The sequence below is a fragment of the Rhodococcus antarcticus genome, from assembly GCF_026153295.1.
Lineage (GTDB): Bacteria > Actinomycetota > Actinomycetes > Mycobacteriales > Mycobacteriaceae > Rhodococcus_D > Rhodococcus_D antarcticus.
Genome location: NZ_CP110615.1, coordinates 544,812 through 569,820, shown reverse-complemented (window position 1 = coordinate 569,820; position 25,009 = coordinate 544,812). Strand labels below are relative to the sequence as shown.

Sequence of the window (25,009 nt, the reverse complement as noted above, 5' to 3'; positions counted from 1 at the left end):
GGTGGGCAAACGCGACGTAATCGGACACACTGGGATGTTCCGGCGCTGGGCCGGTGCGACGGAGAGGACCACAGTGATGACACAGGGCGCTACCACCACGGGCACGTGGCTGACCCAGGACGCCTACGACCGCCTCACGGTCGAGCTCGCGGGGCTGGTCCGCCCCGGTTCGGCGGGCTCGGACCAGCAGGAGTGGTCCGAGGCCGACCGCGACGCGGCCGAGTCAGCGGCCGAGCGGGAACGGCGGTCCGCACGCATCCGCCAGCTGCGCGACATCCTGGCCACCGCCTCGATCGTCGAGCCACCCGACGACGGCGTCGCCGAGCCGGGCATGGTGCTGACCGTGCGCTTCGGCGACGACTCGGGCGCCGAGACCTTCCTGATGGCCGACCGCGAGGAACGAGCCCGTGGCGAGCTGGACGTCTACTCGGTGCGCTCCCCCCTGGGCGCTGCCCTGCTCGGCGCGGTGCCCGGCGAGCGCCGGGAGTACACGGTGCCCAGCGGTGGGACGATGTCGGTCACCCTCGTGAGCGCCGCCCCCTACCGATGAGGGTCCGGACGGTGCGTCCTCAGATGCCGATGCCCTTCATGCCTGCCGCCGGGTACCGCGTGCCGGTGAAGGCGTCGGCCGCGGCGATGGCCTCGATCCGGGCCAGGTCGTCCTCGGTCAGCTCGACGGCCACGGCGCCGACGTTCTCCTCCAACCGGCCGGCGTTTCGGGTGCCGGGGATGGGCACGACGTCCGCGCCCCGGGCCAGCACCCAGGCCAGGGCGAGCTGCGCAGCGGTGACGCCCTTGTCGCGCGCCAGCGCCTGGACCTCGCGGACGACGGCCATGTTCGACTCGAAGGCCTCGGCGGCGAAGCGCGGGTTGACCTTGCGGAAGTCCCCGTCCTCGAGGTCCTCGGGCTTGGAGATCGAGCCGGTGAGGAAGCCCCGGCCCAACGGCGAGTAGGGGACGATGCCGATGCCCAGCTCGCGAGCGGTCGGGACGATCTCGGCCTCGATGTCGCGGCTCCACAACGACCACTCGCTCTGCAGCGCCGCGATGGTGTGCACGGCAGCGGCCCGGCGGAGGGTGTCGGCCCCGGCCTCGCTCATCCCGAGGTGGCGCACCTTGCCGGCAGCGACGAGCTCGGCCATGGCCCCGACGGTCTCCTCGATGGGCGTGGCCGGGTCCACCCGGTGCTGGTAGTAGAGGTCGATGTGGTCGACACCGAGCCGCGCCAGCGAGGCGTCGCACGCAGTGCGGACGTACTCCGGGGTGCCGTTGACCGAGCGCGACCCGTCGGGGCCGACCACGTTGCCGAACTTGGTCGCGATGACCACCTCGTCGCGACGGGTGGCCAGCACGCCGGCCAGCAGGCGCTCGTTGGTGTGCGGGCCGTACATGTCGGCGGTGTCCAGGAACGTGACGCCGAGGTCGAGGGCGCGGTGCAGGGTCGCGGTGGACTCGGTGTCGTCGAAGGCGCCGTAGAACGCGCTCATGCCCATGCAGCCGAGGCCCTCGGCGCTGACCTCGAGGTTGCCGAGCAGACGGGTGGGGAGGGCGGTGCTCATGCGGGGACCTCTTCCTGGTGGTGCGCCCCGGCCAGGTCGGCCTCGAGGCGCGCGTAGTTGTCGATCTTGTAGTCGATGTGGGCGAGGCTCGTGGTGAGCTCGGCGATACGGGCAGCCACCTCGGCCCGGTGCTGCTCGAGGATCTGCCGGCGCTGGCCCGCGCTGGACGGGCCGAGGCGGCGGGCCGCGGCGTAGGTATGCAGCAGCCGGATGGGCATGCCGGTGGAGCGCATGCGCACCAGGAACTGCAGCCAGTCGACCTCCTCGGTGGAGTACCGACGCCGGCCGCCGCTGTCGCGCAGCGGCCCGTCGGCGAGGCCGACCTTCTCGTAGTAGCGCACCGTGTCGACCGAGACGTCGAGCGCCTCGGCCACCTCACCGATCGACTGGGTCACGGTGAGGACGGTAGAACCTGGAGCGCGCTCCAGGTCAAGTCGAGCGGGTGTGAAGGAAAACTCGTGTCCTGGGTGCAGAAATCACGCACGGGCCGAGCGTCAGCGAGGCCCGAACTGCCGGTCCCCGGCGTCACCCAGGCCCGGCACGATGAAGGCCGAGTCGTTGAGCCGCTCGTCGATGCTGGCCAGGACCAGCCGGACCGGCAGACCGGAGGCCTCCAGCGCCGCGATGCCCTCCGGGGCGGCCAGCACGCAGATGCAGGTGACGTCGGTGGCGCCGCGCTGGGTGAGCAGCTCCACCGTGTTCACCATCGACCCGCCCGTGGCCAGCATCGGGTCCAGGACGAACACCGGCCGGCCCGTCAGGTCCTCGGGCAGGCTCTCCATGTACGGCACCGGCTCGTGGGTGTGCTCGTCGCGGGCCATGCCGACGAACCCCATCTGCGCCTCGGGGATGAAGGTGTGCGCCTGGTCGGCCATGCCCAGCCCGGCCCGCAGCACCGGCACCAGCAGGGGCGGGTTGGCCAGCCGCACGCCCACGGTCGTCGCCACCGGGGTCTGGATCTTCTCCTGCACCACCGGGGCGTCCCGGGTCGCCTCGTAGATGAGCATGAGGGTCAGCTCGCGCAGGGCGGCGCGGAAGGCGGCGTTGCCCGTGCGAGCGTCCCGCATCGTGGTCAGGCGCGAGGCGGCCAGCGGGTGGTCGACGAGGTGCACGTCCATTCCGCACACCCTAGGGGCGACCGGGGCGCGCGGACCCGGGCGTGGGGCACCATCACCGGGTGCACACCGACCTCGCCGGAGCAGCGCGTGCGAGCGCCCTCGCCGGGCTGGTCGCGCACCACCCCCTGCTCGCGGACGGCGTCCCGACGGCGGGCGGGGGGGCCGTCCTGACGATCGTGGACCCGTCGACCGGGCTGGCGCTGACCGAGGTGGCCACCGCCGACGGGCGCGACGTGGACTCCGCCGTCCGGGCGGCCCGCCGCACCCACGACCGCGCCTGGGGCCGCATCCCCGGGGTGCAGCGCGGCCAGGCCCTGCTGCGCCTCGCCCGCGAGGTGCGCGACCACGCCGACGCCCTGGCCGTGCTGGAGAGCCTCGGCACCGGCATCCCGCTGCGGCAGACCCGCGAGCGCGACCTGCCGGAGATCCTCGCGCACCTGGTGCACCACGCCGGGTGGGCCGACAAGCTCGCCCACGCCGGCTACGGACCGGGCCCGGACGGGAACGGACCCCGCCCCCTCGGCGTGGTGGCCGTGCTCGTGCCCCCATCGTCCTCGCTGGTGCTGGCCGTGCGCATCGTGGCCGCCGCGCTCGCCGCGGGGAACGCCGCGGTGCTCGTGCCCGCCTCCGCCAGCCCGTTGGCCGCCCTGGCGCTCGCCGAGCTCGCCCGGGTCGCGGAGCTGCCGCCGGGTCTGCTCACCGTGCTGCCGGGCGGGCCGGACGTGCGGACCGCCCTCGTGGACCACCCCGGCACCTCCTCGGTCACGGTCACGGGCGACCGGGCTGCGGCGGCGGCGGTGCAGCGCCAGCTGGCCGGTCGCGCGACGCGGCTCGTCCTCGAGCTGCGTGGCCCCGCCACCACCGTCGTGCTGGCCGACGGCGACCCAAACCGCGCCGCCGCGGGGCTCGCGCACTCCCTCACCGCCCACCACCAGCTCGCCGGGGCGGGCTCCCGGGTGCTCGTGGACCGGGCCGTGGCGCAGGCGCTCACCGAGGCGCTGCGGGAGCAGGTCGCCGGGCTCCGGGTGGGCGACGCCCTGGCCCCGGGCACCGACGTGGGTCCCCTGGCCACCGCCGATCAGCGGGACGACGCCCTGCGCGCGCTCGAGGGTGCGCAGGGCGAGGTGTGGACCGGACCGCACCCGGTCCCGGAGCAGGGGTTCTTCCTCGCCCCGGCCCTGCACACCGATCCACCCGCACCGCTGCGTGGTTCGGTCGATCCGGGTGGCCCGGTGCTCAGCGTGCACGTCGTCGACGGCGAGGACGGAGCCGTGGCCCTGGCCCAGCTGCAGCCGGGCACCCTCGGGGTGTGGACCGCGGACGCCGTCCGACCGGCGGCGCTCGCCCGCCGGCTGCGCCGCGACGTGGTCCAGGACGGCTGCCCGGTGCCCGCCCTGGGTCACGGCGGCGGCCCCGTCCCGCTGGGGGGGTACCTCGATGTCCAGCGGTGACGCCACCCCCGTGCGCACCCTCGGCCTGCTCGTCGGCGGCCGGAGCGTGGCCTCGGAGACCGGGCGCACCTACCCCGTCGCCGACACCCGGCACGTTCTGCTCGCACACGTCGCGCTGGCCTCGCGCAAGGACGTCCGGGACGCGGTGGTGGCCGCCAGTGCCGGTGCCCAGTCGTGGTCCGCGACCCCGGCGCACCGCCGCGGCTACGCGCTGCACCGGGTGGTCGAGACCCTGCACGAACGCCGGACCGAGCTCGTCGACGCCGTCGCGGCAGCCGAGGGGGTGCCCGGCAGGCGCGCGACCGCGCTGGTGGCGGCGGCGCTGGAGCGCTGGGAGCACCACGCCGGGTGGGCCGACAAGCTCGGCGCGGTGCTCGGCACGGGCACCGCCGAGTGGGGCCGGCTCCGCGGCGACACCACGCCGGAGCCGGTGGGGGTGGCGGCGGTGCTCGCCCCGCAGTCCTCGAGCCTGCTGGGCCTGGTCTCCGTGCTCGCCCCGGTGCTGGCCACCGGCTGCACCTGCGTCCTGGTGGCCAGCCAGGACCGGCCGCTGCCCGCCCTGGTGCTGGCCGGCGCGGTGGTGGCCGCAGGACTGCCGGACGGGGTGGTCAACGTCCTCACCGGACGCACGGCGGAGCTGGCGCCCTGGCTCGCCGGACACCGCGACGTGCAGGCCGTGGACCTGTGCGGGGCGCCGGCCGCCCAGCGGGTGGACCTCGAGCAGGTGGCCGCGGGTTCGGTGAAGCGCGTGCTGGCGGCGCCGTCGTCCGAGCCGGACTGGAGCCGGCCGCCCGAGGTGGGCGCGCTGCGGCGGCTGCTCGAGCCCCGCACGGTGTGGCGCCCGCTCGGCTGAGCCCCGGTGGTGCGGGTTCGGGGCACCCGGCGGTCCGGCCGGACCGCCGCCAGGGGAACCCCACTCGGGCCGCGGTGGCCCCGTGAGCATCACCGCCGCCTGGCAGGGTGCGACGTCGGAGGCGGTGCTCGGCCGGCTGGGCCCGGGCGCCTGTCCGCCACCACGGAGGCCGTCCGGTGGGAGCAGCCGTGCGGTTCCTCGCCCGCCCGCGCCCGCTCCCCCGCGGCACGACGACCCCGAGGACCCCGAGGACCCCGAGGACGACGTGCTCGCCCTCGAAGTCTCCTCCCTGTGCAGCGACCGGGGCTGACCCGGCGCTGCGACGGGGCTGATCGGGACCCCTCCGGACCACTACGCTCGGGCCCATGGCACAGGACATCGTCCCCATCGAGCTCGGCCTCACCGAGGGCGACCTGATCACGTTGTGGGCGCCCCGCTGGCGCGAGGACGGCGAGGAGTGGGAGGCCTTCCTCGGCCACGGTGAGCACGTCTACTGCTTCGACGACGCCGCCGAGCTCGCCGCCTTCATCCGCACCGTCACCGAGCACGACCTGACCGAGCACCCCGCCTGGTCCACGGTCACCGGGCTGGCCGCACCCGAGCTCGAGCCGGACGATAGCCACTGCTACGACATCGTCGGCGTGCCCGAGCTGGCGGCGGGCGACCCCGAGGCGTGGACGCTGAGCGAGCTGCACGAGACCCTCGAGATGGTGCGCACCCTGGCCGACGTGTGCGAGCTCGACGTCATCACCGAGGTCCTCGACTCGGCTCCGGGCTTCGCGCTGCTCTCGAGCGGCCCGACGAGCTTCCTGGGCAAGGACGGCGCCAAGCGGTGGACCGAGGTGGGGTCCGTGCTCGCGCAGCGGTGGGACGAGGTGCTCGACGCGCTCGACGAGGTGGTCTTCGTCCCGGAGGTCGACGCCGAGGCCCTCGTCGTGGCCCACGCCGAGCTGGACGCCGCGGACGCCGCGGACGAGGACCCGGAGCAGGACGACCTCGACGACGCCGACGAGGTGGCCGCGGACGAGGTCGAGGAGGAGGACCTGGGGTTCTGGGGCGAGGTGGGCATCGACCCGATCAAGATCATCACCTCGGGCGAGGAGCTGTGGACGCTGCGCTGCTACCTCGACGACTCCGCCGTCTTCCTCGGCTCGGGCGGGAAGATCGACGTGTTCACCTCCGGCAAGGCGCTGGCGCGGTACCTCGTCGATGCGGAGGGCCACGACCTGGCCGCCCTGGCCACGTGGCCGGACGTCCAGGACGCGGCCACCGCCGGCGAGCTCGAGGTGGTGGCCACCGAGGACAACACCTACGTGCTTCCGGGGCTGGCCGACGACATCCTCCAGGGCCCGTCCGCGGTCGACGCCACCCAGCTCGAGCTGGCCGTCGAGCTCCTCACCGACGCAGCCGACGCCGCGGACGACGACGCCGTGGCCGCCGAGCTGGCCGGTTCCTCGCCCCTGGGCTGGTACACCTCGTTCGTGCTCGAGCCGGACCCGAACCGGCTCTCCCCGAGCCCCCCGTTCGAGGGCGAGTCGGAGACCTGGCGCCGTCTGGAGCAGGAGCTCGAGGCCCGCTTCCGGCGCCCCTGACCGGGCGGTTTCAGCGCGCGAGGGAGTCGAGCTTGCGCTTCATCCCGTCGACCGCCGGCTCGGCGAGGCCCTGGAAGGTGCCCTTGACGAACGGCTCGGCGATCCGCTTCCAACCCTTGATGGTGAACTCCGCCTCGTAGCGCACCGCGCTGCCCGGGCCTGAGGGGGTGACGCTGATGGTGTCGACGGAGACGACCGTCCCGTTCTCCCCGCGCAGGGTGATGCTGTTCTCGTTCAGCGCCGTCACCACGTACTCCAGCGGCTGGCGCTTGCCCTTGAACTCGGCCTCCGCGTGGAAGGTCGACCCCACGGCGACGGGCCCGGTGCTGGTCTTCTCCACCACCGGGGTGCCCGGGTCCCACTCGCTGGTGTGCTCGAAGTTCTTCAGGTACTCGAAGGCCTCGGTGGGCGGCAGGGTGGTCTTGACGGTCTCGTCGACGGTGATCACGGCGCCGAGCCTAGGGCGTCAGCCGATGAGCACCGCGTAGCCGGGCTTGATCACGTCGTCGATGATCGCGAGCCGCTCGTCGAAGTGCAGGAACGAGCTCTTCATCGCGTTGATGGTGAAGCGCTGCAGGTCCGACCAGCCGTAGCCGAACGCCTCCACCAGGGCGGACATCTCGCTGGTCATGGTGCAGTCGCTCATCAGCCGGTTGTCGGTGTTGACCGTGACCCGGAAGCGCAGCGCGGCGAGCAGCCCGAACGGGTGCTCCGCCACCGAGGCTGCCGCGCCCGTCTGCACGTTGGAGGACGGGCACAGCTCCAGCGGGATGCGCTGGTCGCGAACGTAGGCGGCGAGACGGCCCAGGGTCGCGGTGCCGTCGGCGGCGACGGCGATGTCGTCCACGATCCGCACCCCGTGGCCGAGGCGCTCGGCGCCGCACCACTGCAGCGCCTCGTGGATGGACGGCAGCCCGAACGCCTCACCCGCGTGGATGGTGAAGTGCGCGTTGGCCTGGCGCAGGTACTCGAAGGCATCGAGGTGGCGGGTGGGGGGGTAACCGGCCTCGGCTCCGGCGATGTCGAAGCCGACCACGCCGGCGTCGCGGTAGGTGACGGCCAGCTCGGCGATCTCCCGGGAGCGGGCGGCGTGCCGCATGGCGGTGACGAGCACGCCCACCCGGATCGGGTGCCCGGCCGACGCGGCCGCGGCGCACCCCTCGGCGAAGCCCTCGAGCACCGCCTCCACGACCTCCTCCAGGGTCAGCCCGCCGTCGGTGTGCTGCTCGGGGGCGAACCGGGACTCCGCGTAGACCACACCGTCGGCGGCGAGGTCCTGGGCGCACTCGCTCGCCACGCGGACCAGGGCCTCGCGGGTCTGCATGACACCGACGGTGTGCGCGAAGGTCTCCAGGTAGCGGACGAGCGAGCCCGAGTCGGCCGACTCCCGGAACCAGCGGGCCAGGCCCTGCTCGGTGTCGGCCGGCAGCTCGGCGTACCCGGTCTCCCGGGCCAGGGCGAGCACGGTCGCCGGCCGCAGCCCACCGTCGAGGTGGTCGTGCAGCAGCACCTTGGGCGCCCGGCGGATGGAGGTCGGGTCCAGCGGGGCGGTGGAGGTCATCCCCAGACGTTATCGCGAGCCCACCACCGCCGGTCGCGTACCGCGCTCAGCCGGAGATGCGGTCGATCACCAGCGGCAGCACGGCCAGCTCCCCGCCGATCTCCCAGCCGCCCTCCAGCGCCTCCAGGGCCGCCGGGATCCTCTCCGGGGTGTCGGTGTGCAGGTCCAGCAGCGGCTGCCCGCGCAGCACCATCTCGCCCGGTCGGGCGTGCCAGACGACCCCCGCAGCGGCCTGCACCGGGTCCTCCTTGCGCGCGCGGCCGGCGCCCAGGCGCCAGGCGGCCACCCCCACGGCGTAGGCGTCCAGCCGGCTGAGCACCCCCGTGGTGGGGGCGACCACGGTGTGCACCTCGCGGGCCGCCGGCAGCGCAGCGTCGGGGTCCCCACCCTGGGCGGAGATCATCGCCCGCCACACGTCCATGGCCCGGCCGTCGGCCAGCGCGCGCTCGGGGTCGGCCGCTCCGGTGGGGTCGATGCCGACCGCGGCCAGCATCTCCCGGGCCAGCAGCAGGGTCAGCTCCACCACGTCGGCGGGACCCTCCCCGGCCAGCACCTCGACCGACTCGGCCACCTCCAGGGCGTTGCCCGCGGTGTTGCCCAGCGGGGTGTCCATGGCGGTCAGCAGGGCGACGGTCCGCAGCCCGTGCTCGGTGCCGATGCTGACGAGGGCCTCGGCGAGCTCGCGCGCCCGTGCCTCGGTCTTCATGAACGCCCCGGAGCCGACCTTGACGTCGAGGACGAGCCCGTCGGTCCCCTCGGCGATCTTCTTGCTCATGATCGAGCTGGCGATCAGCGGGACGGCCTCCACCGTGCCGGTGACGTCGCGCAGCGCGTAGAGCTTGCGGTCGGCCGGCGCCAGGGTCGGGGTGGTCGCGCAGATGACGGCCCCCACCTCGCGCAGCTGGGCCACGATCTCGTCGGTGTCCAGCCCCGCGCGCCAGCCGGGGATCGACTCGAGCTTGTCCAGGGTGCCCCCGGTGTGGCCGAGGCCGCGGCCGGAGAGCTGGGGCACCGCGGCCCCGCAGGCCGCGACCAGCGGCGCGAGAGGCAGGGTGATCTTGTCGCCCACGCCGCCGGTGGAGTGCTTGTCGGCCAGCGGCTTCCCGACGGCGGCGAGGTCGAGCCGGTCCCCGGAGCTGATCATCGCGCGGGTCCAGCGGGCGGTCTCCCGCGCCCCCATGCCGTTCAGCAGGATCGCCATGGCCAGGGCCGACATCTGCTCCTCGGCCACCGCGCCCCGGGTGTAGGCGTCCACCACCCAGTCGATCGCAGCGTCGGAGAGCTCACCCCCGTCGCGCTTGGTCGCGATGACGTCGACGGCACTGAACGAGCTCACACCTGCTCCAGGTTCTCGGGTCCGAACGCCTGCGGCAGCACGTCGTCCATGGTCAGCACCCCGCGCGGGGTGTCGATGAGCAGCGCGGCGCCGCCGTGCTCGAACAGCAGCTGGCGGCAGCGCCCGCACGGCATCAGCCGCTCGCCGCGGCCGTCGGTGCAGCTGAACGCCACGAGGCGTCCCCCACCGCTGAGCTGCAGGGCCGAGACCAGCCCGCACTCCGCGCACAGCCCCACGCCGTAGGAGGCGTTCTCGACGTTGCAGCCGCTGACCACGCGCCCGTCGTCGACCAGCGCGGCCGCTCCGACGGGGTAGCGGGAGTACGGGGCGTAGGCGCGGCCCATCGCCTCCCGCGCGGCAGCGCGCAGGGCCTCCCAGTCGACCTCGGTGCTCACCGTCCTTCTCCCTTCGCGTAGCGCAGCCCGGCCGCAGCCGGTGGCCGCAGCCGCTGCGAGGCCAGGGCGAGCACCAGCAGCGTCGCGACGTACGGGGTGGCGCTGGTGAACTGCGGCGGGATCGAGCTGATGAGGAAGTAGCTGCCGCCGACCACCACGGCCACCACGGCCATCACGATCGCACGGGTCCGTGCGGCCTGGCGCAGCGCCTGCACGGCGAGCAGCAGCAGGAGCACGCCGAGCACCAGCAGCAGCGGACGCACCTCGGTGTTGCGGAGCTGGACGGCGTCGGTGTACCCGAACAGCAGGGCGCCACCCGCGAGACCACCCGGCCGCCAGTTGCCGAAGATCATCGCGGCGAGGCCGATGTACCCGCGTCCACCGGTCTGGCCCTCGCGGTAGATGCCGGCGGCCACGATCGCGAGGTAGGCCCCGCCGAGCCCGGCGAACCCTCCCGAGGCGATGACGGCGAGGTACTTCATCCGGTACACGGGCACGCCGAGGGTCTCGGCCGCGGTCGGGTTCTCCCCGCACATCCGCAGCCGCAGGCCGAACGGGGTGCGCCAGAGCACGTAGAACGAGCCGGCGAGCAGCGCGATCGCGACGAGGGTGAGCGCCGAGACGTCCACGAGCGTGCCCCGCAGGATCCCGGCGGCGTCGGAGATCAGGAACCAGTGGGTGTCCTCGAGCCGGGACAGCGGGCCGTCGATGCCGGGCACGCTGAGCCGGGGCAGGGCCGGAATCTGCGGGGACTGGGTGCCACCGCCGCCCTCGGTGCCCACGAACGCCACGTTGGAGAGGAACTGCGTCGCTCCGAGCCCGAGGATGTTGATCGCGACGCCGGAGACGATGTGGTCGACCCGGAAGGTGACGGTGGCGACGGCGTGCACGAGACCGCCGACGGCGCCGAAGGCCACCGCGGCCAGCACCCCCACCCAGGGTCCGTGCTGGTAGCCGGCCCAGCCCGCGCCCCAGGTGCCGAGGATCATCATCCCCTCGAGCCCGATGTTCACCACGCCGGCCCGCTCGGCCCACAACCCGCCGAGACCGGCCATGCCGATGGGCACCGCGAGGCCGACGGCGGCGTTGACGACGCCGTCGGAGGTCAGCCCGTCGACCCCGGTGAGGGCCCGGACGGCGGAGATCAGGACGAGACCGGCGGCGACGAACAGGTACACGCGGTAGCGGCGTGCCCCCGAGCGGCGCGGGGCCACCGCTTCCGGCGCGAGGGAGGAGGACACCGTCTCGGCGCCCGTGGGGGCCAGCGGGCTGCTCACGCCACCACCTCCGTGGTCGGCGTCGGGCCCACGGGGGCCGCGGTGCGGCCGACCTCCCGCTGCTGCAGCACCAGCTTGTAGCGGCGGACGAGCTCGTAGGCCACCACCACGCTGATGACGATGACGCCCTGGACGATGGTGACGATCTCCGAGGAGATCTTGACCGCCTGCAGGCCGTTGGAGGTGCGCTCGAGGAAGCTCCACAGCAGGGCGCCGAAAACCATCCCCAGGGGGTGGTTGCGACCGAGCAGGGCCACCGCGATCCCGGTGAACCCGATGCCCGTGGGGAAGTCCAGGCCGTAGCTGTAGGAGGAACCGAGCAGCACGGGCAGCCCCACCAGCCCGGCGACCCCGCCGGAGATGAGCATGGACACCAGCACCATGCGCCTCACGCTCACCCCGGAAGCCACCGCGGCCGTGGCCGAGCGACCCGTCGCGCGCAGGTCGAAGCCGAAGCGGGTGAAGCCCATCAGGAACCAGTAGCCGAACCCGACCAGCAGCGCCAGGACGACGAGTCCGTAGATGCCTTGGGTGCTGCCCGGCCCGGGGATGGCCGGCAGCGACGGGACACGGCCGGACTCGGCGATCGTCGCGGTCTTGAGGTCGTTGCTGCCGGGCACCACGGTGCCGAACTGCGCGGGCAGGATGAGCCAGGCGACCAGCCCCGTCGCGATGGCGTTGAGCATGATCGTCGAGATCACCTCGCTGACGCCGCGGGTGACCTTGAGGATCGCGGCGATGCCCGACCACGCGGCACCCGCCGCGACGGCCACCAGGATGATGACCAGCTGGTGCAGCACCGGCGGCAGGCTCCACGCCGCCCCGGCGGCCGCGGCGAGCATCGCGGCGACCCGGTACTGACCGTCCACCCCGATGTTGAACAGGTTCATCCGGAAGCCGACCGCCACGGCCACGGCGGCCAGGTAGTAGGTGATCGCCGTGTTGACCGTGGCGGTCTGGATCCTCGCCAGGTTCGCGCTCTTGCTGATGGCCTCGACCGCCGTCAGGGGGGAGGCTCCCGAGACGACGATGACGACGGCACCCACCACCAGCGCCAGCAGCAGGGCCAGCGCGGGCGCGGCGACGCCCAGGGCGACCGATCGCAGGTCGAGCTTCCTCATGGCTGTGCTCCCGTCGTGGCGGCGCTGGGTCCGTCCGCTCCCGTCATCGCGGCGCCGAGCTGCTCGGGGGTGACGGTGCGCGGGTCGACCTCCGCGACGAGGCGCCCGCGCAGCACCACCTGGATGCGGTCGGACATGCCGATGAGCTCGTCGAGGTCGGCGGAGATGAGCAGCACCGCGAGGCCGGCCTCCTGGGCACGGCGGACGTGGCCCCAGATGGCGGCCTGCGCACCGACGTCCACGCCCCGGGTCGGGTGGGCGGCCACGAGGACCACCGGGTGGTGGCTCATCTCCCGACCGACGATGAGCTTCTGCTGGTTGCCGCCGGAGAGCGCCGACGCGGTGACGTCGATGCCCGGGGTGCGGACGTCGTACTCGGCCACGATGCGCCGGGTGTCCTCCTTGGCGTTCCGGGTGTCCAGCAGCACGCCCCGGCTGTTCGGCGCCTGGGTCTGGTGGCCGAGCATGCGGTTCTCCCACAGCGGCGCCTCCAGCAGCAGGGCCTGGCGGTGGCGGTCCTCGGGGATGAACCCGAGACCGGCCTCGCGGCGCCGACGCGTGGACCAGGCGCTGACGTCGTGCAGGGTTCCCCCGGCGTCGACCATCCGCACGGTGCCGGCGCTGTCGCGCAGGCCGAGGACGGCGTCGACGAGCTCGGCCTGGCCGTTGCCCTCCACGCCCGCGATGCCGAGCACCTCCCCCGCGTGCACGGTGAGGCTGACGCCGTCGACGATCGCCCGGGAGCCCGCACCCCCGGCCAGCACGGTCACCCCGTCCAGCTGCAGCGCCACCCGCTCGGTGACGGTGCTCGGACGTTCGCCGGCAGTGGGGAGCTCGCTGCCGACCATCAGCTCGGCGAGCTGGCGGCTGGTCACGTCGGCCGCGCGGACAGTCGAGACGGTGGTGCCGCGGCGCATGACGGTGATGGTGTCGGCCACCGCCCGCACCTCGTCGAGCTTGTGGCTGATGAACACGACGGTGAGGCCCTCGCGGGTGAGCTCGCGCAGGTTGTCGAAGAGCTCGTCGACCTCCTGCGGCACCAGCACCGCGGTGGGCTCGTCGAGGATGATCGTGGTCGCGCCGCGGTAGAGGACCTTGAGGATCTCCACCCTCTGCCGGTCGCCCACCCCCAGGGTCTCCACCAGCGCGTCCGGCTCCAGGCGCATGCCGTACCGGCTGCCCAGCTCACGGATGCGAGCACGGGCCCTCTCGCCGATACCCGCCACCTTCTCAGCGCCGATGACGACGTTCTCCAGGACGGTGAGGTTGTCGGCGAGCATGAAGTGCTGGTGGACCATGCCGATGCCCGCGGCGATCGCCTCGGCGGGCGAGGCCAGCACGGTCTCGGCGCCGCCGAGGAGGATGACGCCCTCGTCGGGGCGCTGCATGCCGTAGAGGATCTTCATCAGCGTCGACTTGCCCGCCCCGTTCTCCCCGACCAGCGCGTGCACGGTGCGGGGGGCGACGGCCAGGGTGACGTCGCGGTTGGCCACGACACCCGGGAAGCGCTTGGTGATGCCGCGCAGCTCGATGACCGGTGGGGTGTCCACGGCGGGGGTGGCGGTGATGGCGGGCTCCTCGGGGTCGGGGGAGGCGGCGGCGCGGCGGGGCGCGGGTCACGCTAGCGGCCCGGACGCACAGAACGGGCTGCCCGCCGCCAGGTTGGTCCCAGGACGACGAGCAGCCCGCGGTCTGCCTCGTGGTGGTGCTGCGCGAGGGGCGGAGCAGACGATCAGGGAGCGGTGGGCACCTTGATCGAGCCGTCGACGATCTTCGCCTTGTAGCCGTCCAGCTGGGGGGAGATGTCGCCGATCAGGCTGCCCGAGGTGGCGTAGCCGACGCCGTCGTTCTTCAGGTCGTACAACGTGGAGCCGGGCTTGACCGACCCGTCACCGACGGCCTTGATGAAGTCGAAGACGCCCACGTCGACGTTCTTCAGCGCCGAGGTGAGGATGATGCCCTGCACCGACGGGTCGGCCGACACGTACTGGTCGGAGTCCACGCCGATGGCCAGCGAGCCCGGCTTGGCGGCGACGGCCTTGAAGACCCCCGAGCCCGAACCGCCGGCGGCCTGGTAGACGACGTCCGCGCCCTGGTCGAGCAGCCCGCCCGCCGCGGTCTCGCCCTTGGCCGGGTCGTTGAACCCGGTGAAGTCGGGGGCCTGGGTCAGGTACTGCACGAGCACCTTGGTGCCGGGTTTCGCGGCCTGCGCGCCGGCGGCGTAGCCGGCCTGGAACTTCTCGATCAGCGGCGTCTGGACGCCGCCGATGAAGCCGACGGTGCCGGACTTCGTCTTCAGCGCGGCGGCCGCACCCACGAGGAACGAGCTCTCGTTCTCGGCGAAGACGATGTTGGTGATGTTGTCGCCGGTCGCCGCCGCGTCGTCCACGATCGCGAACTTGACGTCTGGGTAGTCCTTGGCCACCTTGGCCAGCGGACCGGAGTAGGCGAAGCCCACGGCGACGACGGCCTTGGCCCCGCCGTCCGCGAGCGTGCGCAGGCGCTCCTCCTTGTCGGCGTCGGTCTCGTTCGGCTGGGCCTCGGACTCCTGGACGGTGACGCCCAGCTCGCTCTTCGCCTTGTCCAGGCCCTTGGCCGCCGAGTCGTTGAACGACTTGTCCCCACGACCGCCGATGTCGTAGGCGAGGCCGACGGCGATGCCGCCGCTCGCCCCGGCCGTGCTGCTGCCGGAGGTGTTGCTCCCGCCGGCCGTCGAGCTGCCGCCGCCGCAGGCCGTCAGCACCATCGCCGCGGCGGCCAGGCCGGCGACGAGGGCAGTTGCACGCACGCGCTTCATCCAGATGCTCCTCTCGGTCACCACGTGCTGGGCCAGCCGGTCCGCGGACGGTGCTGTCCAGCGGTGCTACCGGACCCGGGCACGGTCCACGCGGTGTGCGATGCGGCGCCCGTGCGCGCCCTGGGACAGGCATCGCGAGGGGACGGGCACCGAGTGGGGAGGACGCTACTGGGGCACCAGTGGGGCCCGGCAAGGGCGAAGCGTGCTCCGTGACCCGATCGTGGCCTGCACCGCCTCGGGCGGGGCCGGTCGCACGTGTCTGCTGGCTCACTCCCGGGGGTGCTGAGGTGCCCCGTGACCGTGCCCGGTTTACGATCCATGAACCTGTCCCGCTCCGAGGTTCCCGCACGACGACCAGCACACGTCGCCCACGGGTGTCCCCGCCCCGGGCCGACCGCGGACCCGGGCGAGCGCACCGGCCGCCCACCAGTGATGTTGGAGGCGTTGCACGCAATGGCCAGCACGACAGCAGCCCCGCCCCGCGCGGGTTCCACGAGGTCGGTCTACCGGGGCGACCCGGGCATGTGGTCGTGGGTCGCCCACCGGATCACGGGCGTCGCCACCTTCTTCTTCCTGTTCGTCCACGTCCTGGACACCGCCCTGGTGCGGGTGTCGCCGCAGGCGTACGACGCGGTGATCGAGACCTACAAGAACCCGGTGGTCAACCTCCTCGAGCTCGGGCTCGTCGGCGCGGTTCTCTACCACGCGCTCAACGGCATCCGGATCATGGCGGTCGACTTCTGGATCAAGGGCCCGCGCTACCAGCGGACCATGCTCTGGGTGAGCCTCGCGGTGTGGGCCGCCGTGATGGTCCCCGGCACGTACTTCATCATGCAGCGCACCGTGTCCAACCTCTTCGGCGGGAGCTGACATGGCCACGATCGACCGCCCGAACCACCTCGCCGCGCCCCGCACGCCCTCCCGGGTCGGCGGTCGCAAGACCGGGGGCCGCAACAACTTCGAGCTCTACGCGTGGCTGTTCATGCGCTTCTCCGGACTCGCGCTCGTGGTCCTGGTGCTCGGCCACCTGTTCATCATGAACATCCTCGACGGCGGGGTGCACCGCATCAACTTCGGCTTCGTGGCCGGCCGGTGGGCCAGCCCGTTCTGGCAGCTGTGGGACCTCTCCATGCTCTGGCTCGCCCAGCTGCACGGCGGCAACGGCCTCCGCACGGTCATCAACGACTACTCGCGCAAGGACTCCACCCGTTTCTGGCTGACCACGCTGCTCTACGTGTCGATGGTGCTCATCATCGGCCTCGGGACGTACGTGATCTTCACCTTCGACCCCAACATCGGGAGCTGACGCAGCATGCAGGAGCACAAGTACGACGTCGTCATCGTCGGCGCGGGCGGTGCCGGCATGCGTGCGGCCATCGAGTCGGGCCAGCGCGCCCGCACGGCCGTGCTGACCAAGCTCTACCCCACCCGGTCGCACACCGGCGCGGCCCAGGGCGGCATGTGCGCCGCGCTGGCCAACGTCGAGGAGGACAACTGGGAGTGGCACACCTTCGACACCGTCAAGGGTGGTGACTACCTGGTCGACCAGGACGCCGCCGAGATCATGGCCAAGGAGGCCATCGACGCGGTGCTCGACCTGGAGAAGATGGGCCTGCCGTTCAACCGCACGCCCGAGGGCAAGATCGACCAGCGCCGCTTCGGCGGGCACACCCGCAACCACGGCGAGGCCGCCGTCCGCCGGGCCTGCTACGCCGCCGACCGCACCGGCCACATGATCCTGCAGACGCTGTACCAGAACTGCGTCAAGCAGGGCATCGAGTTCTACAACGAGTTCTACGTCCTCGACCTGTGCCTGACCGACACCGACGAGGGCAGGGTCTGCACCGGCGTCGTCGCCTACGAGCTGGCCACCGGCGAGCTGCACGTCTTCAACGCCAAGTCCGTCATCTTCGCCACCGGCGGTGCCGGCAAGATGTTCAAGACGACGTCCAACGCGCACACCCTCACCGGCGACGGCCTGGGCATCATCTTCCGCAAGGGTCTCCCGCTGGAGGACATGGAGTTCTTCCAGTTCCACCCCACCGGGCTGGCCGGCCTCGGCATCCTCATCTCCGAGGCCGTGCGCGGGGAGGGCGGCATCCTCCGCAACGCCGACGGCGAGCGCTTCATGGAGCGCTACGCACCCACCATCAAGGACCTCGCCCCCCGGGACATCGTGGCCCGGTCGATGGTCCAGGAGGTCCGCGAGGGCCGTGGCGCCGGCCCCAACAAGGACTACGTCTACATCGACGTGACCCACCTGGGCGCCGAGGTCCTCGAGGCCAAGCTCCCCGACATCACCGAGTTCTCCCGCACCTACCTCGGGGTGGACCCGGTCACCGAGCTCGTCCCGGTGTTCCCGACCTGCCACTACCTGATGGGCGGCATCCCCACGACGATCCACGGCGAGGTGCTCAGCGACAACGAGACCGTCGTCAAGGGTCTCTACGCCGCGGGCGAGTGCGCCTGCGTCTCCGTGCACGGCTCCAACCGGCTCGGCACCAACTCGCTGCTGGACATCAACGTGTTCGGCCGCCGCGCGGGCATCGCGGCCTCGGAGTACGCCAACACCGTGGGTCACACCGAGCTCCCGGAGGCCCCCACCTCCATGGTCGAGGGGTGGCTCGAGCTGGTCCTCAGCGAGCACGGCAACGAGCGGGTGGCCGACATCCGCACCGAGCTCCAGGTCACCATGGACAACAACGCCTCGGTCTTCCGCACCGAGGAGACGCTGAAGCAGGCGCTCACCGACGTGCAGTCGTTCAAGGAGCGCTACAGCCGGATCCAGGTGCAGGACAAGGGCACCCGCTACAACACCGACATGCTCGAGGCGCTCGAGCTGGGCTTCCTGCTGGAGCTGGCGGAGACCACCATCGTCGGGGCCATCGCGCGCAAGGAGTCGCGTGGCGGGCACTCCCGGGAGGACTACACCACCCGGGACGACGTCAACTTCATGCGGCACACGATGGCCTACAAGGTCGGGGACGGACTGCTCGCCGACATCCGCCTCGACTACAAGCCCGTCGTGCAGACCCGCTACGAGCCGATGGAGCGAAAGTACTGATGACTGCTCTCGACGAGCGCCCCGCCAGCGCCGGGCCCGCGGCCCCCCCCGTTCCCGAGGGGTCGATCATGGTGACGCTGCGGGTCCGGCGCTTCGACGCCGACAACCCCGACGACGCCCGCTGGGACACCTTCCAGGTTCCCGCCCTGCGCACCGACCGGGTCCTGAACCTGCTGCACTACGTCAAGTGGTACCTCGACGGCACCCTCACCTTCCGGCGCTCGTGCGCCCACGGGGTGTGCGGCTCCGACGCGGTGCGCATCAACGGGGTCAACCGCCTGGCGTGCAAGGTGCTGCTGCGCGACCTGCTCAAGGGTGAGGGCAAGGAGACCACCATCTCCGTCGAGCCCATCCGCGGGCTGCCGGTGGAGAAGGACCTCGTCGTGGACATGGAGCCGTTCTTCGACGCGTTCCGTGCCGTGAAGCCGTTCCTGATGACCTCCGGCAACGAGCCCACCCGCGAGCGCTACCAGTCCGCCGCCGACCGGGCGCGCTACGACGACACCACCAAGTGCATCCTGTGCGCCTGCTGCACCACCTCGTGCCCGGTGTACTGGAGCGACGGCAGCTACTTCGGCCCTGCCGCCATCGTCAACGCCCACCGGTTCATCTTCGACAGCCGCGACGAGGGCGCCTCCGAGCGGCTGGACATCCTGAACGACGTCGACGGCGTCTGGCGCTGCCGCACCACGTTCAACTGCACCGACGCCTGCCCGCGCGGCATCCAGGTGACCAAGGCGATCCAGGAGGTCAAGCGCGCGCTGCTCTTCGCCCGCTGACCACCACACCGGCCCCGCTGCCCCCGCACCCACCCTGGTGGCGGGGGCAGCGGCGTGCGTGGGGACCGGTGGCGCCCGGCGTGGCGACGGTGGCCCGTCCGGGGCTGCGGCTAGCGTCCGTGGGGTGCACCGCCGCCCGCTCGCCCTGCTCGTGGCGCTCGCGGTCCTGCTCGGCGCGGCCCTCACCACCGGCGCCGTCGCCCCCGGCACCGTGTCCGACGCCGCGCGGCCCGGGCAGGTCCCAGCACCACCGAGCACCCCGTTCACCACGCCCAACACCGACGCGTGCCCGTACGCGACCACCCCGCCGCCCGCGGTGGACGCCTCCGAGGTGCCCGCCCCCGGCACGACCGCACCCGCACCGCTGGCACGCCCGGCGGAGCCCGTCGGCGGGAGTGCCCTCGGGGGCTGCGGCGTGGTCACCCCGGGCGGTGGCCCGACGGTGCCCGACGGGATCTCGGCCGCGGCGTGGGTGGTCGCCGACCTCGACACCGGGGAGGTGCTGGCCGCCAAGGACCCGCACGGGCTGCACCGTCCGGCCAGCACCCTCAAGGTGCTCACCACGCTCCTGGTGCTGCGGACCCTGCCGCTCGACCAGGTCGTCACCGGCACCCAGGCCGACGCCGACGTGGAGGGCAGCGGGGTGGGGGTGGGGCCCGGCGGTCAGTACACCGTCCGCACCCTGCTCACCGGGCTGCTGCTGAAGTCCGGGAACGACGCCGCGCACGCGCTGGCCGTGGCGATGGGCGGCGCGGACGCGACGGTCGGCGCCATGAACACCCTGGCGGCGTCGGTGGGGGCGCTGGACACCCGGGCGGCCACTCCGTCCGGGCTCGACGGCCCCGGGATGAGCACCTCGGCCTACGACCTGGCGCTGCTGTTCCGCCTGGCCATGGCGGAGCCGACCTTCGCCGAGCTCACCGCCACCCGCAGGGCCCAGTTCCCGGGTTACGGGGGCAGGCCGGCCTTCGAGATCGACAACGACGACAAGCTGCTCTACGGCTACCCCGGAGCCCTGGGCGGCAAACCCGGCTTCACCGACGATGCGCGGCAGACCTTCGTCGGGGCGGCCGAGCGGGGCGGGCGCCGCCTGGTGGTCTCGCTGCTGGACGGCGAGCGCACCCCGCGGGTGCCCTGGCAGCAGGCCGCCGCCCTGCTCGACTACGGATTCGCCCTGCCCGTGGCCGCCGGCGGGGTCGGCCGGCTCCTCACCGGGGCCTCCGGCACCGCCCTGCCCGCCCCGGCCGCAATGTCCGGCGTGCCCGCCCCCGGGCCGGCCCAGGTCGGTGTGGCGGGTGCAGCGGCACCGGCGGCCCGCTCTGCCACCGGTCTGCTCGGCCTGGCCGTCGTGGCCCTCGGCGCCGCACTGCTGGTGGTGGTCCTGCTGGTGGGCCTCGACGCGGTGTGGCGGCGGCGCAGGAGCTGATGCGGCGCGCTGCCGAGACGGCGCGGGTGCGGGGCGGCGGGTCTCACCGCCGGTGGCGCCACCCCAGGCCGAGCAGGGCGAGCACTCCCACCCCCACACCCGTGAGGACGCCGCCCACGTTGGGCGCGGGCGAGATCTCCAGGCGGGTGGTGACGACCGCCGGACCGGGGACGGGAACCGTCTGCCCCCGCAGGCTCTGCTCGGTGGTCGCCGCGAACGCAGTGCTGAACAGCACCACCTGCCCGGTGTAGAACACGAACACCAGGATGGCGATCACCGGCCCGAAGAGCTCGAACCCGGGCGAGCTGAGGGTCCCCTTGAGGATGTAGCTCGCGGCCTGCTTGAACCCCTCGAAGACCACCGCGGCCAGCAGGGCGCCGGTCAGCGCGCTGCGCAGCCCCACCGCCACCCTGGGCAGCTTGGCGATGACCCAGGAGAACAGCATCCAGCTGACCAGGATCGACAGCACGATGGCCACGATCCGGGTGAGGATGAACGCCCCCGGCACCCCGTCGAGACCCACGAGACCGATGACGAAGCTGGTGCTGGCCCCGCCGACCACGGAGATCAGCACCGAGACGACCAGGGCGAGGCCGAGGCCGAGGAAGGCGCCGAGGTCGCCGAGCTTCTTCAGCAGGAAGATCTTGTCGGGCGGGTGCTGGCGCCAGACCGCCGTGAGACCCTCCCGGATGTTGGACATCCACCCCAGCCCGGAGTAGACCGCAGCCACCAGTCCGACGATGCCCACCTTGCTCCGCTGCGTGATCGCGGTGTCGACCAGCTTGTTCACGGTCGTCTGCAGGTCACCGGGCACCGCCGTGGTGACCCCGTCGCGGACCTGCTGGACGAGTCCGGGCTGCCCGGCGAGCACGAAGCCCAGCGCGGCGAAGGCGACCATGACGATCGGTACCAGGGCGAGCACGGTGTAGTAGGTGATGCCGGCTGCGAAGTAGCCGCCACGCTGCTCGCTGTAGCGCGTCGCCGCCCGCAGGACCCGCTCGAGGTAGGGCACCCGGGCCTTGAGCCGGTCCAGGAGGCCCGGGCCGTCGTCGGGCGCCAGCGCCGCGCGCTCGGAGGCCGTGTCGGTGGTGGTCCCGGTGCGCTCCTGCACCGCGTCCGGTCGACGGGTCCGCGCCGTCACGGCGCCACCCGGGGCAGGAACCCGACGCGGTCGAAGGTGGCCGCCAGCGTCGCCGAGGCCACCGTGCGAGCCCGCTCCGCGCCCTCGGCGAGGATCGCGTCGAGCTGGGCCGGGTCGGCCAGGTAGCCGTCCACGGCGGCGCGCAGCGGGGTGGTGAAGTCGGTGAGGACCGCCGCCACGTCCTTCTTCAGGTCGCCGTAGCCGCGTCCGGCGTACTCGAGCTCGAGCTCGGCCACCGGCCGGCCGGACAGTGCGGAGTGGATGGTGAGCAGGTTCGACACCCCCGCCTTCTCCTGCGGGTCGAACCGGACCTCACGGCCGGTGTCGGTGACGGCCGAGCGGATCTTCTTCGCGGACACGGCGGGCTCGTCGAGCAGGTCGACGATGCCGGCCGGGCTCGAGGCGGACTTGCTCATCTTCGACGTGGGGTCCTGCAGGTCGAGGATCTTCGCGCCGGAGACGATGTGCGGGCTGGGCACGGTGAACGTGGGCCCGTAGGTGGTGTTGAAGCGGCCGGCCAGGTCGCGGGTGAGCTCCAGGTGCTGGCGCTGGTCCTCCCCCACCGGCACCTGGTCCGCCTGGTACAGCAGGATGTCCGCCGCCTGCAGCACGGGGTAGGTGAACAGCCCCACGGACGCGCGGTCGCTGCCCTGCCTGCTCGCCTTGTCCTTGAACTGCGTCATCCGGCCGGCCTCGCCGAAACCGGTGATGCAGTTGAGCACCCAGGCCAGCTGCGCGTGCTCGGGCACCTGGCTCTGCACGAACAGGGTCGCGCGGTCGGTGTCGATGCCCAGGGCGAGGAGCTGGGCGGCCGAGACCCGCGTGCGGTGGCGCAGCACGGCCGGGTCCTGCGCCACGGTGATCGCGTGCAGGTCCACCACGCAGTAGAACGCGTCGCTGGTCTCCTGCAGCGCCACCCACTGCCGCAGGGCCCCCAGGTAGTTGCCCAGGTGGAAGGAGTCCGCTGTCGGCTGGATGCCGGAGAGCACCCGGGGCGCGCTCCGCTCGGTCACGTCGGTCGTGCTGGAGGCCATGGTGGGCGATCCTTCCACGACCCCCGGGGGGACGGCCCGCCCGTGCGGGGGCGGGACCCCGGCAGGCGGTGACCCGGGCCCGGCGCGGGCCGGGAGCGCGAAATGCACGTCGTCGCTGCTGCAGGCCAGACCGTCGAGGGATGCCGCTGACCGAGCACGTGGCGGCCGGCCCCACCAGCGGGCCGGTGGCGAGCGCGACCACCACCAGGACACGACGGACGCGGCTGGAGGAGGAGGTCGTCGAGCGACCCGCTTGCGAGGTCGAGGCTGCGTCCCCGGCAACCGTCGGTGCAGCGGCGTTACTCAACCGGAGTACGTGGCAGTGACCGGTGCGTGGTCCGACCAGCGCAGAGCGTGTTCGGTCGCGCGCTCGACCGTGGCGCTGGTGACCCGTTCGGCGAGGGCCGTGGTCGCGACCTGCAGGTCGATGCGCCACCCGGAGTCGTTGTCGAAGGCCCGGCCCCGGTAGGACCACCAAGTGTACGGCCCTGGGCCCTCCGGCTGCAGCCGCCGCTGGACGTCGACCCAGCCGGAGGAGAGCACCGTCCCCAGCCACTCCCGCTCGCCCGGCAGGAAGCCGGAGGACGACCGGTTCGCCTTCCACGTCTTGAGGTCGTCCTCGGTGTGGGCGATGTTCCAGTCCCCGCACACCACCGCGGGACGGTCCACGAGCCCGGCCAGGTGCTCGGCGAAGGCGGCCATGAAGCGCTCCTTCTCCAGCTGGCGGGGCGTGCCCGCCTCGCCCGAGGGCAGGTAGAGGCTCGCCACGGTCACCCCGGCGACGTCGACCTCGAGGTACCGGCCGGAGTCGTCGAACTCCGGGTGCCCGAAGCCCACCCGCACCGCCACCGGCTCCACCCGGCTCAGCACGGCCACCCCGTTGCGACCCCGCACGGCCGGCTCCGCGGAGCTCAGGCACCAGCCCGTGGCGAGGGCCGGGGCGAGCGCGACCCGCAGCTGCCCGTCGTCGGCGCGGGTCTCCTGCAGGCACACCACGTCGGCCGCGGTCTGCTCCAGCCAGGGCAGCAGGCCCTTGCCCGCGGCGGCGCGCACGCCGTTGACGTTGACCGTGGAGACGGTCAGGGACGGGGTGGGGGTGGTCGGCACGGCAGGGAGGCTAGCCACCGGGTCCGACGGAACCGGTGTCGCCGTCACGCCGGCTGGTCGACCAGCGCCACCGGGTGGGCCGCCCCGCGCACCGTCTCCGGCCGGGTCCGCTGCAGCAGGGCCGAGGCGCTCAGCACCACGAGCCCGGCGGCGGCCAGCACCGCTCCGACCCACGCGGGCGCGGTGTACCCGAGGCCGGCGGAGACCACCAGGCCACCGAGCCAGGCCCCGGCCGCGTTCGCGAGGTTCAGCGCGGAGTGGTTGAGGGAGGCCGCCAGGGTCTGCGCGTCGGCGGCGACGTCCATCAGCCGGGTCTGCAGGCCCGGCACCATCGCGCTGCCCGCGGTGCCGATGGCGAACACGGTCAGCACCGCGCCGACGACGCTGGACGCGGTGACCGTGAACAGGGCCAGCACCCCGCCCATCGCCACCAGGAGCACGAACAGGCCGGGCACCAGCGCACGGTCGGCGAGCCAGCCGCCGAGCACGTTGCCCGTCACCATGCCCGCCCCGTAGACGGCGAGGACGAGCGGCACAAGGCCCTCGCGCAGCCCGGTGACCTCGGTGAGGGTCGGCGTGATGTAGCTGTACACCGCGAACATGCCGCCGAAGCCGACCACCCCGACCCCGAGGGTCAGCCACACCTGGGGGCGGGCCAGGGCACCGAGCTCGGCCCGGGGGCTGCTCACCGGCAGGTGCACGTCCGGCAGCCACACCAGCAGCGCGGCCACGGTGGCGAGACCGATCCCGGCGACCACCCCGAACGTGCTGCGCCAGCCCAGCGACTGGCCGGCCCAGGTGGCCAGCGGCACCCCGACGACGTTGGCGACGCTGAGCCCCATCATCACCGCGGCCACCGCCCTCGCGCGGCTGCTCCGCTCCACCAGCGAGGCGGCCACCAGCGCGGCCACCCCGAAGAACGCCCCGTGCGGCAGCCCCGTCAGGAACCGGGCCGCGACGACCGAGCCATACCCGGGGGCGAGGACGACCGCGACGTTGCCCACGGTGAACAGGACCATCAGGGCGACGAGCAACCGCTTGCGCGGGACCCGCACCGACAGGGCCGCGATGAGCGGGGCGCCCACGACGACCCCGAGCGCGTAGGCGGAGATGACGTTGCCGGCGCGCGGCTCGGACACCCCCAGGCCACCGGCGATCTGCGGCAGCAGGCCCATGGCCATGAACTCGGCGGTGCCGATCCCGAACCCACCCAGCGCCAGGGCCAGGATCGGCCGCCGCGCGTCACGCAGGGTGCGGGCAACGGTGGCGGCGGCCGGGGCGGCGTGGAGCTGGGTCATGACGGCGCAGATCGTGTCATGGATCGATCAAGACGGGCGCGCGACAGTGAGGGCTCGACGACCCCGGGGCGCCGCAGCGCGGGCACGGGCTAGCGTGGTC

General features: G+C 73.1%; 25 protein-coding genes. 10 read left to right on the top strand and 15 right to left on the bottom strand.

Translation table 11 applies throughout. The features are described 5' to 3' along the window. Nucleotides 1-76 precede the first annotated feature (76 nt). Nucleotides 77-550, top strand: a complete 474-nt coding sequence (locus tag RHODO2019_RS02875) for a GreA/GreB family elongation factor (RefSeq protein ID WP_265383542.1) — start codon at nucleotides 77-79, stop codon at nucleotides 548-550. 19 nt (nucleotides 551-569) lie between these two features. Here RHODO2019_RS02875 and RHODO2019_RS02870 read toward each other — a convergent pair whose 3' ends face one another. From RHODO2019_RS02870 to upp, 3 genes are all read right to left on the bottom strand, one after another. Next, the gene (locus RHODO2019_RS02870) at nucleotides 570-1,559 is read right to left on the bottom strand and encodes an aldo/keto reductase (protein WP_265383541.1); all 990 of its coding nucleotides are present in this window, start codon (nucleotides 1,557-1,559) and stop codon (nucleotides 570-572) included. Continuing rightward, nucleotides 1,556-1,954: a MerR family transcriptional regulator gene (locus tag RHODO2019_RS02865; protein WP_265383540.1), complete on the bottom strand. Its 399-nt coding sequence runs from the start codon at nucleotides 1,952-1,954 to the stop codon at nucleotides 1,556-1,558. The genes RHODO2019_RS02870 and RHODO2019_RS02865 overlap by 4 nt, the downstream gene beginning before the upstream one ends. Before the next feature lie 99 nt (nucleotides 1,955-2,053). After that, nucleotides 2,054-2,677: a uracil phosphoribosyltransferase gene (gene upp / locus RHODO2019_RS02860; RefSeq protein ID WP_265383539.1), complete on the bottom strand. Its 624-nt coding sequence runs from the start codon at nucleotides 2,675-2,677 to the stop codon at nucleotides 2,054-2,056. Nucleotides 2,678-2,736: 59 nt separating this feature from the next. Here upp and RHODO2019_RS02855 point away from each other — a divergent pair, with 59 nt between their 5' ends. The 4 genes from RHODO2019_RS02855 to RHODO2019_RS02840 all read left to right on the top strand — a co-directional run bounded on the left by RHODO2019_RS02855 (nucleotide 2,737) and on the right by RHODO2019_RS02840 (nucleotide 6,573). Next, nucleotides 2,737-4,128, top strand: a complete 1,392-nt coding sequence (locus RHODO2019_RS02855) for an aldehyde dehydrogenase family protein (protein WP_265383538.1) — start codon at nucleotides 2,737-2,739, stop codon at nucleotides 4,126-4,128. Then, nucleotides 4,115-4,981, top strand: a complete 867-nt coding sequence (locus tag RHODO2019_RS02850; protein ID WP_265383537.1) for an aldehyde dehydrogenase family protein — start codon at nucleotides 4,115-4,117, stop codon at nucleotides 4,979-4,981. The genes RHODO2019_RS02855 and RHODO2019_RS02850 overlap by 14 nt, the downstream gene beginning before the upstream one ends. An 82-nt stretch (nucleotides 4,982-5,063) precedes the next feature. Next, nucleotides 5,064-5,291, top strand: coding sequence for a hypothetical protein (locus RHODO2019_RS02845; RefSeq protein ID WP_265383536.1), 228 nt, complete (start codon nucleotides 5,064-5,066; stop codon nucleotides 5,289-5,291). Between the two features lie 55 nt (nucleotides 5,292-5,346). Continuing rightward, nucleotides 5,347-6,573 (top strand): SatS C-terminal domain-containing protein, encoded by a 1,227-nt coding sequence (locus RHODO2019_RS02840; RefSeq protein ID WP_265383535.1) that lies wholly within the window; start codon nucleotides 5,347-5,349, stop codon nucleotides 6,571-6,573. Nucleotides 6,574-6,583: 10 nt separating this feature from the next. On the opposite strand, the gene RHODO2019_RS02835 is transcribed toward RHODO2019_RS02840, so the two are convergent. The 8 genes from RHODO2019_RS02835 to RHODO2019_RS02800 form a co-directional block, all read right to left on the bottom strand. Then, nucleotides 6,584-7,021 (bottom strand): SRPBCC family protein, encoded by a 438-nt coding sequence (locus RHODO2019_RS02835; protein WP_265383534.1) that lies wholly within the window; start codon nucleotides 7,019-7,021, stop codon nucleotides 6,584-6,586. 18 nt (nucleotides 7,022-7,039) lie between these two features. Next, nucleotides 7,040-8,134, bottom strand: coding sequence for an adenosine deaminase (locus RHODO2019_RS02830; RefSeq protein ID WP_265383533.1), 1,095 nt, complete (start codon nucleotides 8,132-8,134; stop codon nucleotides 7,040-7,042). A gap of 46 nt (nucleotides 8,135-8,180) precedes the next feature. After that, complete coding sequence (locus RHODO2019_RS02825) at nucleotides 8,181-9,470, bottom strand: thymidine phosphorylase (RefSeq protein ID WP_265383532.1); 1,290 nt, start codon at nucleotides 9,468-9,470, stop codon at nucleotides 8,181-8,183. Then, the gene (locus tag RHODO2019_RS19270; RefSeq protein WP_354005591.1) at nucleotides 9,467-9,814 is read right to left on the bottom strand and encodes a cytidine deaminase; all 348 of its coding nucleotides are present in this window, start codon (nucleotides 9,812-9,814) and stop codon (nucleotides 9,467-9,469) included. The genes RHODO2019_RS02825 and RHODO2019_RS19270 overlap by 4 nt, the downstream gene beginning before the upstream one ends. 47 nt (nucleotides 9,815-9,861) lie before the next feature. Then, on the bottom strand, nucleotides 9,862-11,142 hold the full coding sequence (locus tag RHODO2019_RS19265; protein WP_354005563.1) for an ABC transporter permease: 1,281 nt from the start codon (nucleotides 11,140-11,142) through the stop codon (nucleotides 9,862-9,864). Next, complete coding sequence (locus RHODO2019_RS02810) at nucleotides 11,139-12,263, bottom strand: ABC transporter permease (protein ID WP_265383531.1); 1,125 nt, start codon at nucleotides 12,261-12,263, stop codon at nucleotides 11,139-11,141. The genes RHODO2019_RS19265 and RHODO2019_RS02810 overlap by 4 nt, the downstream gene beginning before the upstream one ends. Then, nucleotides 12,260-13,813 (bottom strand): ABC transporter ATP-binding protein, encoded by a 1,554-nt coding sequence (locus RHODO2019_RS02805; protein WP_265383530.1) that lies wholly within the window; start codon nucleotides 13,811-13,813, stop codon nucleotides 12,260-12,262. The genes RHODO2019_RS02810 and RHODO2019_RS02805 overlap by 4 nt, the downstream gene beginning before the upstream one ends. Before the next feature lie 182 nt (nucleotides 13,814-13,995). Next, nucleotides 13,996-15,060, bottom strand: coding sequence for a BMP family lipoprotein (locus tag RHODO2019_RS02800; RefSeq protein ID WP_265383529.1), 1,065 nt, complete (start codon nucleotides 15,058-15,060; stop codon nucleotides 13,996-13,998). 453 nt (nucleotides 15,061-15,513) lie between these two features. On the opposite strand from RHODO2019_RS02800, the gene sdhC reads away from it, so the two are divergent. From sdhC to RHODO2019_RS02775, 5 genes are all read left to right on the top strand, one after another. Further along, nucleotides 15,514-15,930, top strand: a complete 417-nt coding sequence (gene sdhC / locus RHODO2019_RS02795) for a succinate dehydrogenase, cytochrome b556 subunit (protein ID WP_265383528.1) — start codon at nucleotides 15,514-15,516, stop codon at nucleotides 15,928-15,930. Nucleotide 15,931: 1 nt separating this feature from the next. Further along, on the top strand, nucleotides 15,932-16,366 hold the full coding sequence (locus tag RHODO2019_RS02790) for a succinate dehydrogenase hydrophobic membrane anchor subunit (protein WP_265383527.1): 435 nt from the start codon (nucleotides 15,932-15,934) through the stop codon (nucleotides 16,364-16,366). A 6-nt stretch (nucleotides 16,367-16,372) separates the two neighbouring features. Further along, nucleotides 16,373-18,124, top strand: coding sequence for a succinate dehydrogenase flavoprotein subunit (gene sdhA, locus RHODO2019_RS02785; protein WP_265383526.1), 1,752 nt, complete (start codon nucleotides 16,373-16,375; stop codon nucleotides 18,122-18,124). After that, on the top strand, nucleotides 18,124-18,903 hold the full coding sequence (locus RHODO2019_RS02780) for a succinate dehydrogenase iron-sulfur subunit (protein ID WP_265383525.1): 780 nt from the start codon (nucleotides 18,124-18,126) through the stop codon (nucleotides 18,901-18,903). The genes sdhA and RHODO2019_RS02780 overlap by 1 nt, the downstream gene beginning before the upstream one ends. Before the next feature lie 124 nt (nucleotides 18,904-19,027). Further along, nucleotides 19,028-20,329 carry a D-alanyl-D-alanine carboxypeptidase family protein gene (locus RHODO2019_RS02775; RefSeq protein ID WP_435532164.1) on the top strand — a complete coding sequence of 434 codons (1,302 nt, stop codon included), beginning with the start codon at nucleotides 19,028-19,030 and terminating at the stop codon, nucleotides 20,327-20,329. 43 nt (nucleotides 20,330-20,372) lie between these two features. On the opposite strand, the gene RHODO2019_RS02770 is transcribed toward RHODO2019_RS02775, so the two are convergent. The 4 genes from RHODO2019_RS02770 to RHODO2019_RS02755 all read right to left on the bottom strand — a co-directional run bounded on the left by RHODO2019_RS02770 (nucleotide 20,373) and on the right by RHODO2019_RS02755 (nucleotide 24,909). Next, nucleotides 20,373-21,470 carry a YihY/virulence factor BrkB family protein gene (locus RHODO2019_RS02770; RefSeq protein WP_265383524.1) on the bottom strand — a complete coding sequence of 366 codons (1,098 nt, stop codon included), beginning with the start codon at nucleotides 21,468-21,470 and terminating at the stop codon, nucleotides 20,373-20,375. Further along, complete coding sequence (gene trpS, locus RHODO2019_RS02765) at nucleotides 21,467-22,504, bottom strand: tryptophan--tRNA ligase (RefSeq protein ID WP_265383523.1); 1,038 nt, start codon at nucleotides 22,502-22,504, stop codon at nucleotides 21,467-21,469. Before trpS ends, RHODO2019_RS02770 begins: the two co-directional genes overlap by 4 nt. A gap of 303 nt (nucleotides 22,505-22,807) precedes the next feature. Next, the gene (locus tag RHODO2019_RS02760) at nucleotides 22,808-23,611 is read right to left on the bottom strand and encodes an exodeoxyribonuclease III (RefSeq protein WP_265383522.1); all 804 of its coding nucleotides are present in this window, start codon (nucleotides 23,609-23,611) and stop codon (nucleotides 22,808-22,810) included. A gap of 44 nt (nucleotides 23,612-23,655) precedes the next feature. Then, nucleotides 23,656-24,909: an MFS transporter gene (locus RHODO2019_RS02755; RefSeq protein ID WP_435532163.1), complete on the bottom strand. Its 1,254-nt coding sequence runs from the start codon at nucleotides 24,907-24,909 to the stop codon at nucleotides 23,656-23,658. Between the last annotated feature and the right edge of the window lie 100 nt (nucleotides 24,910-25,009).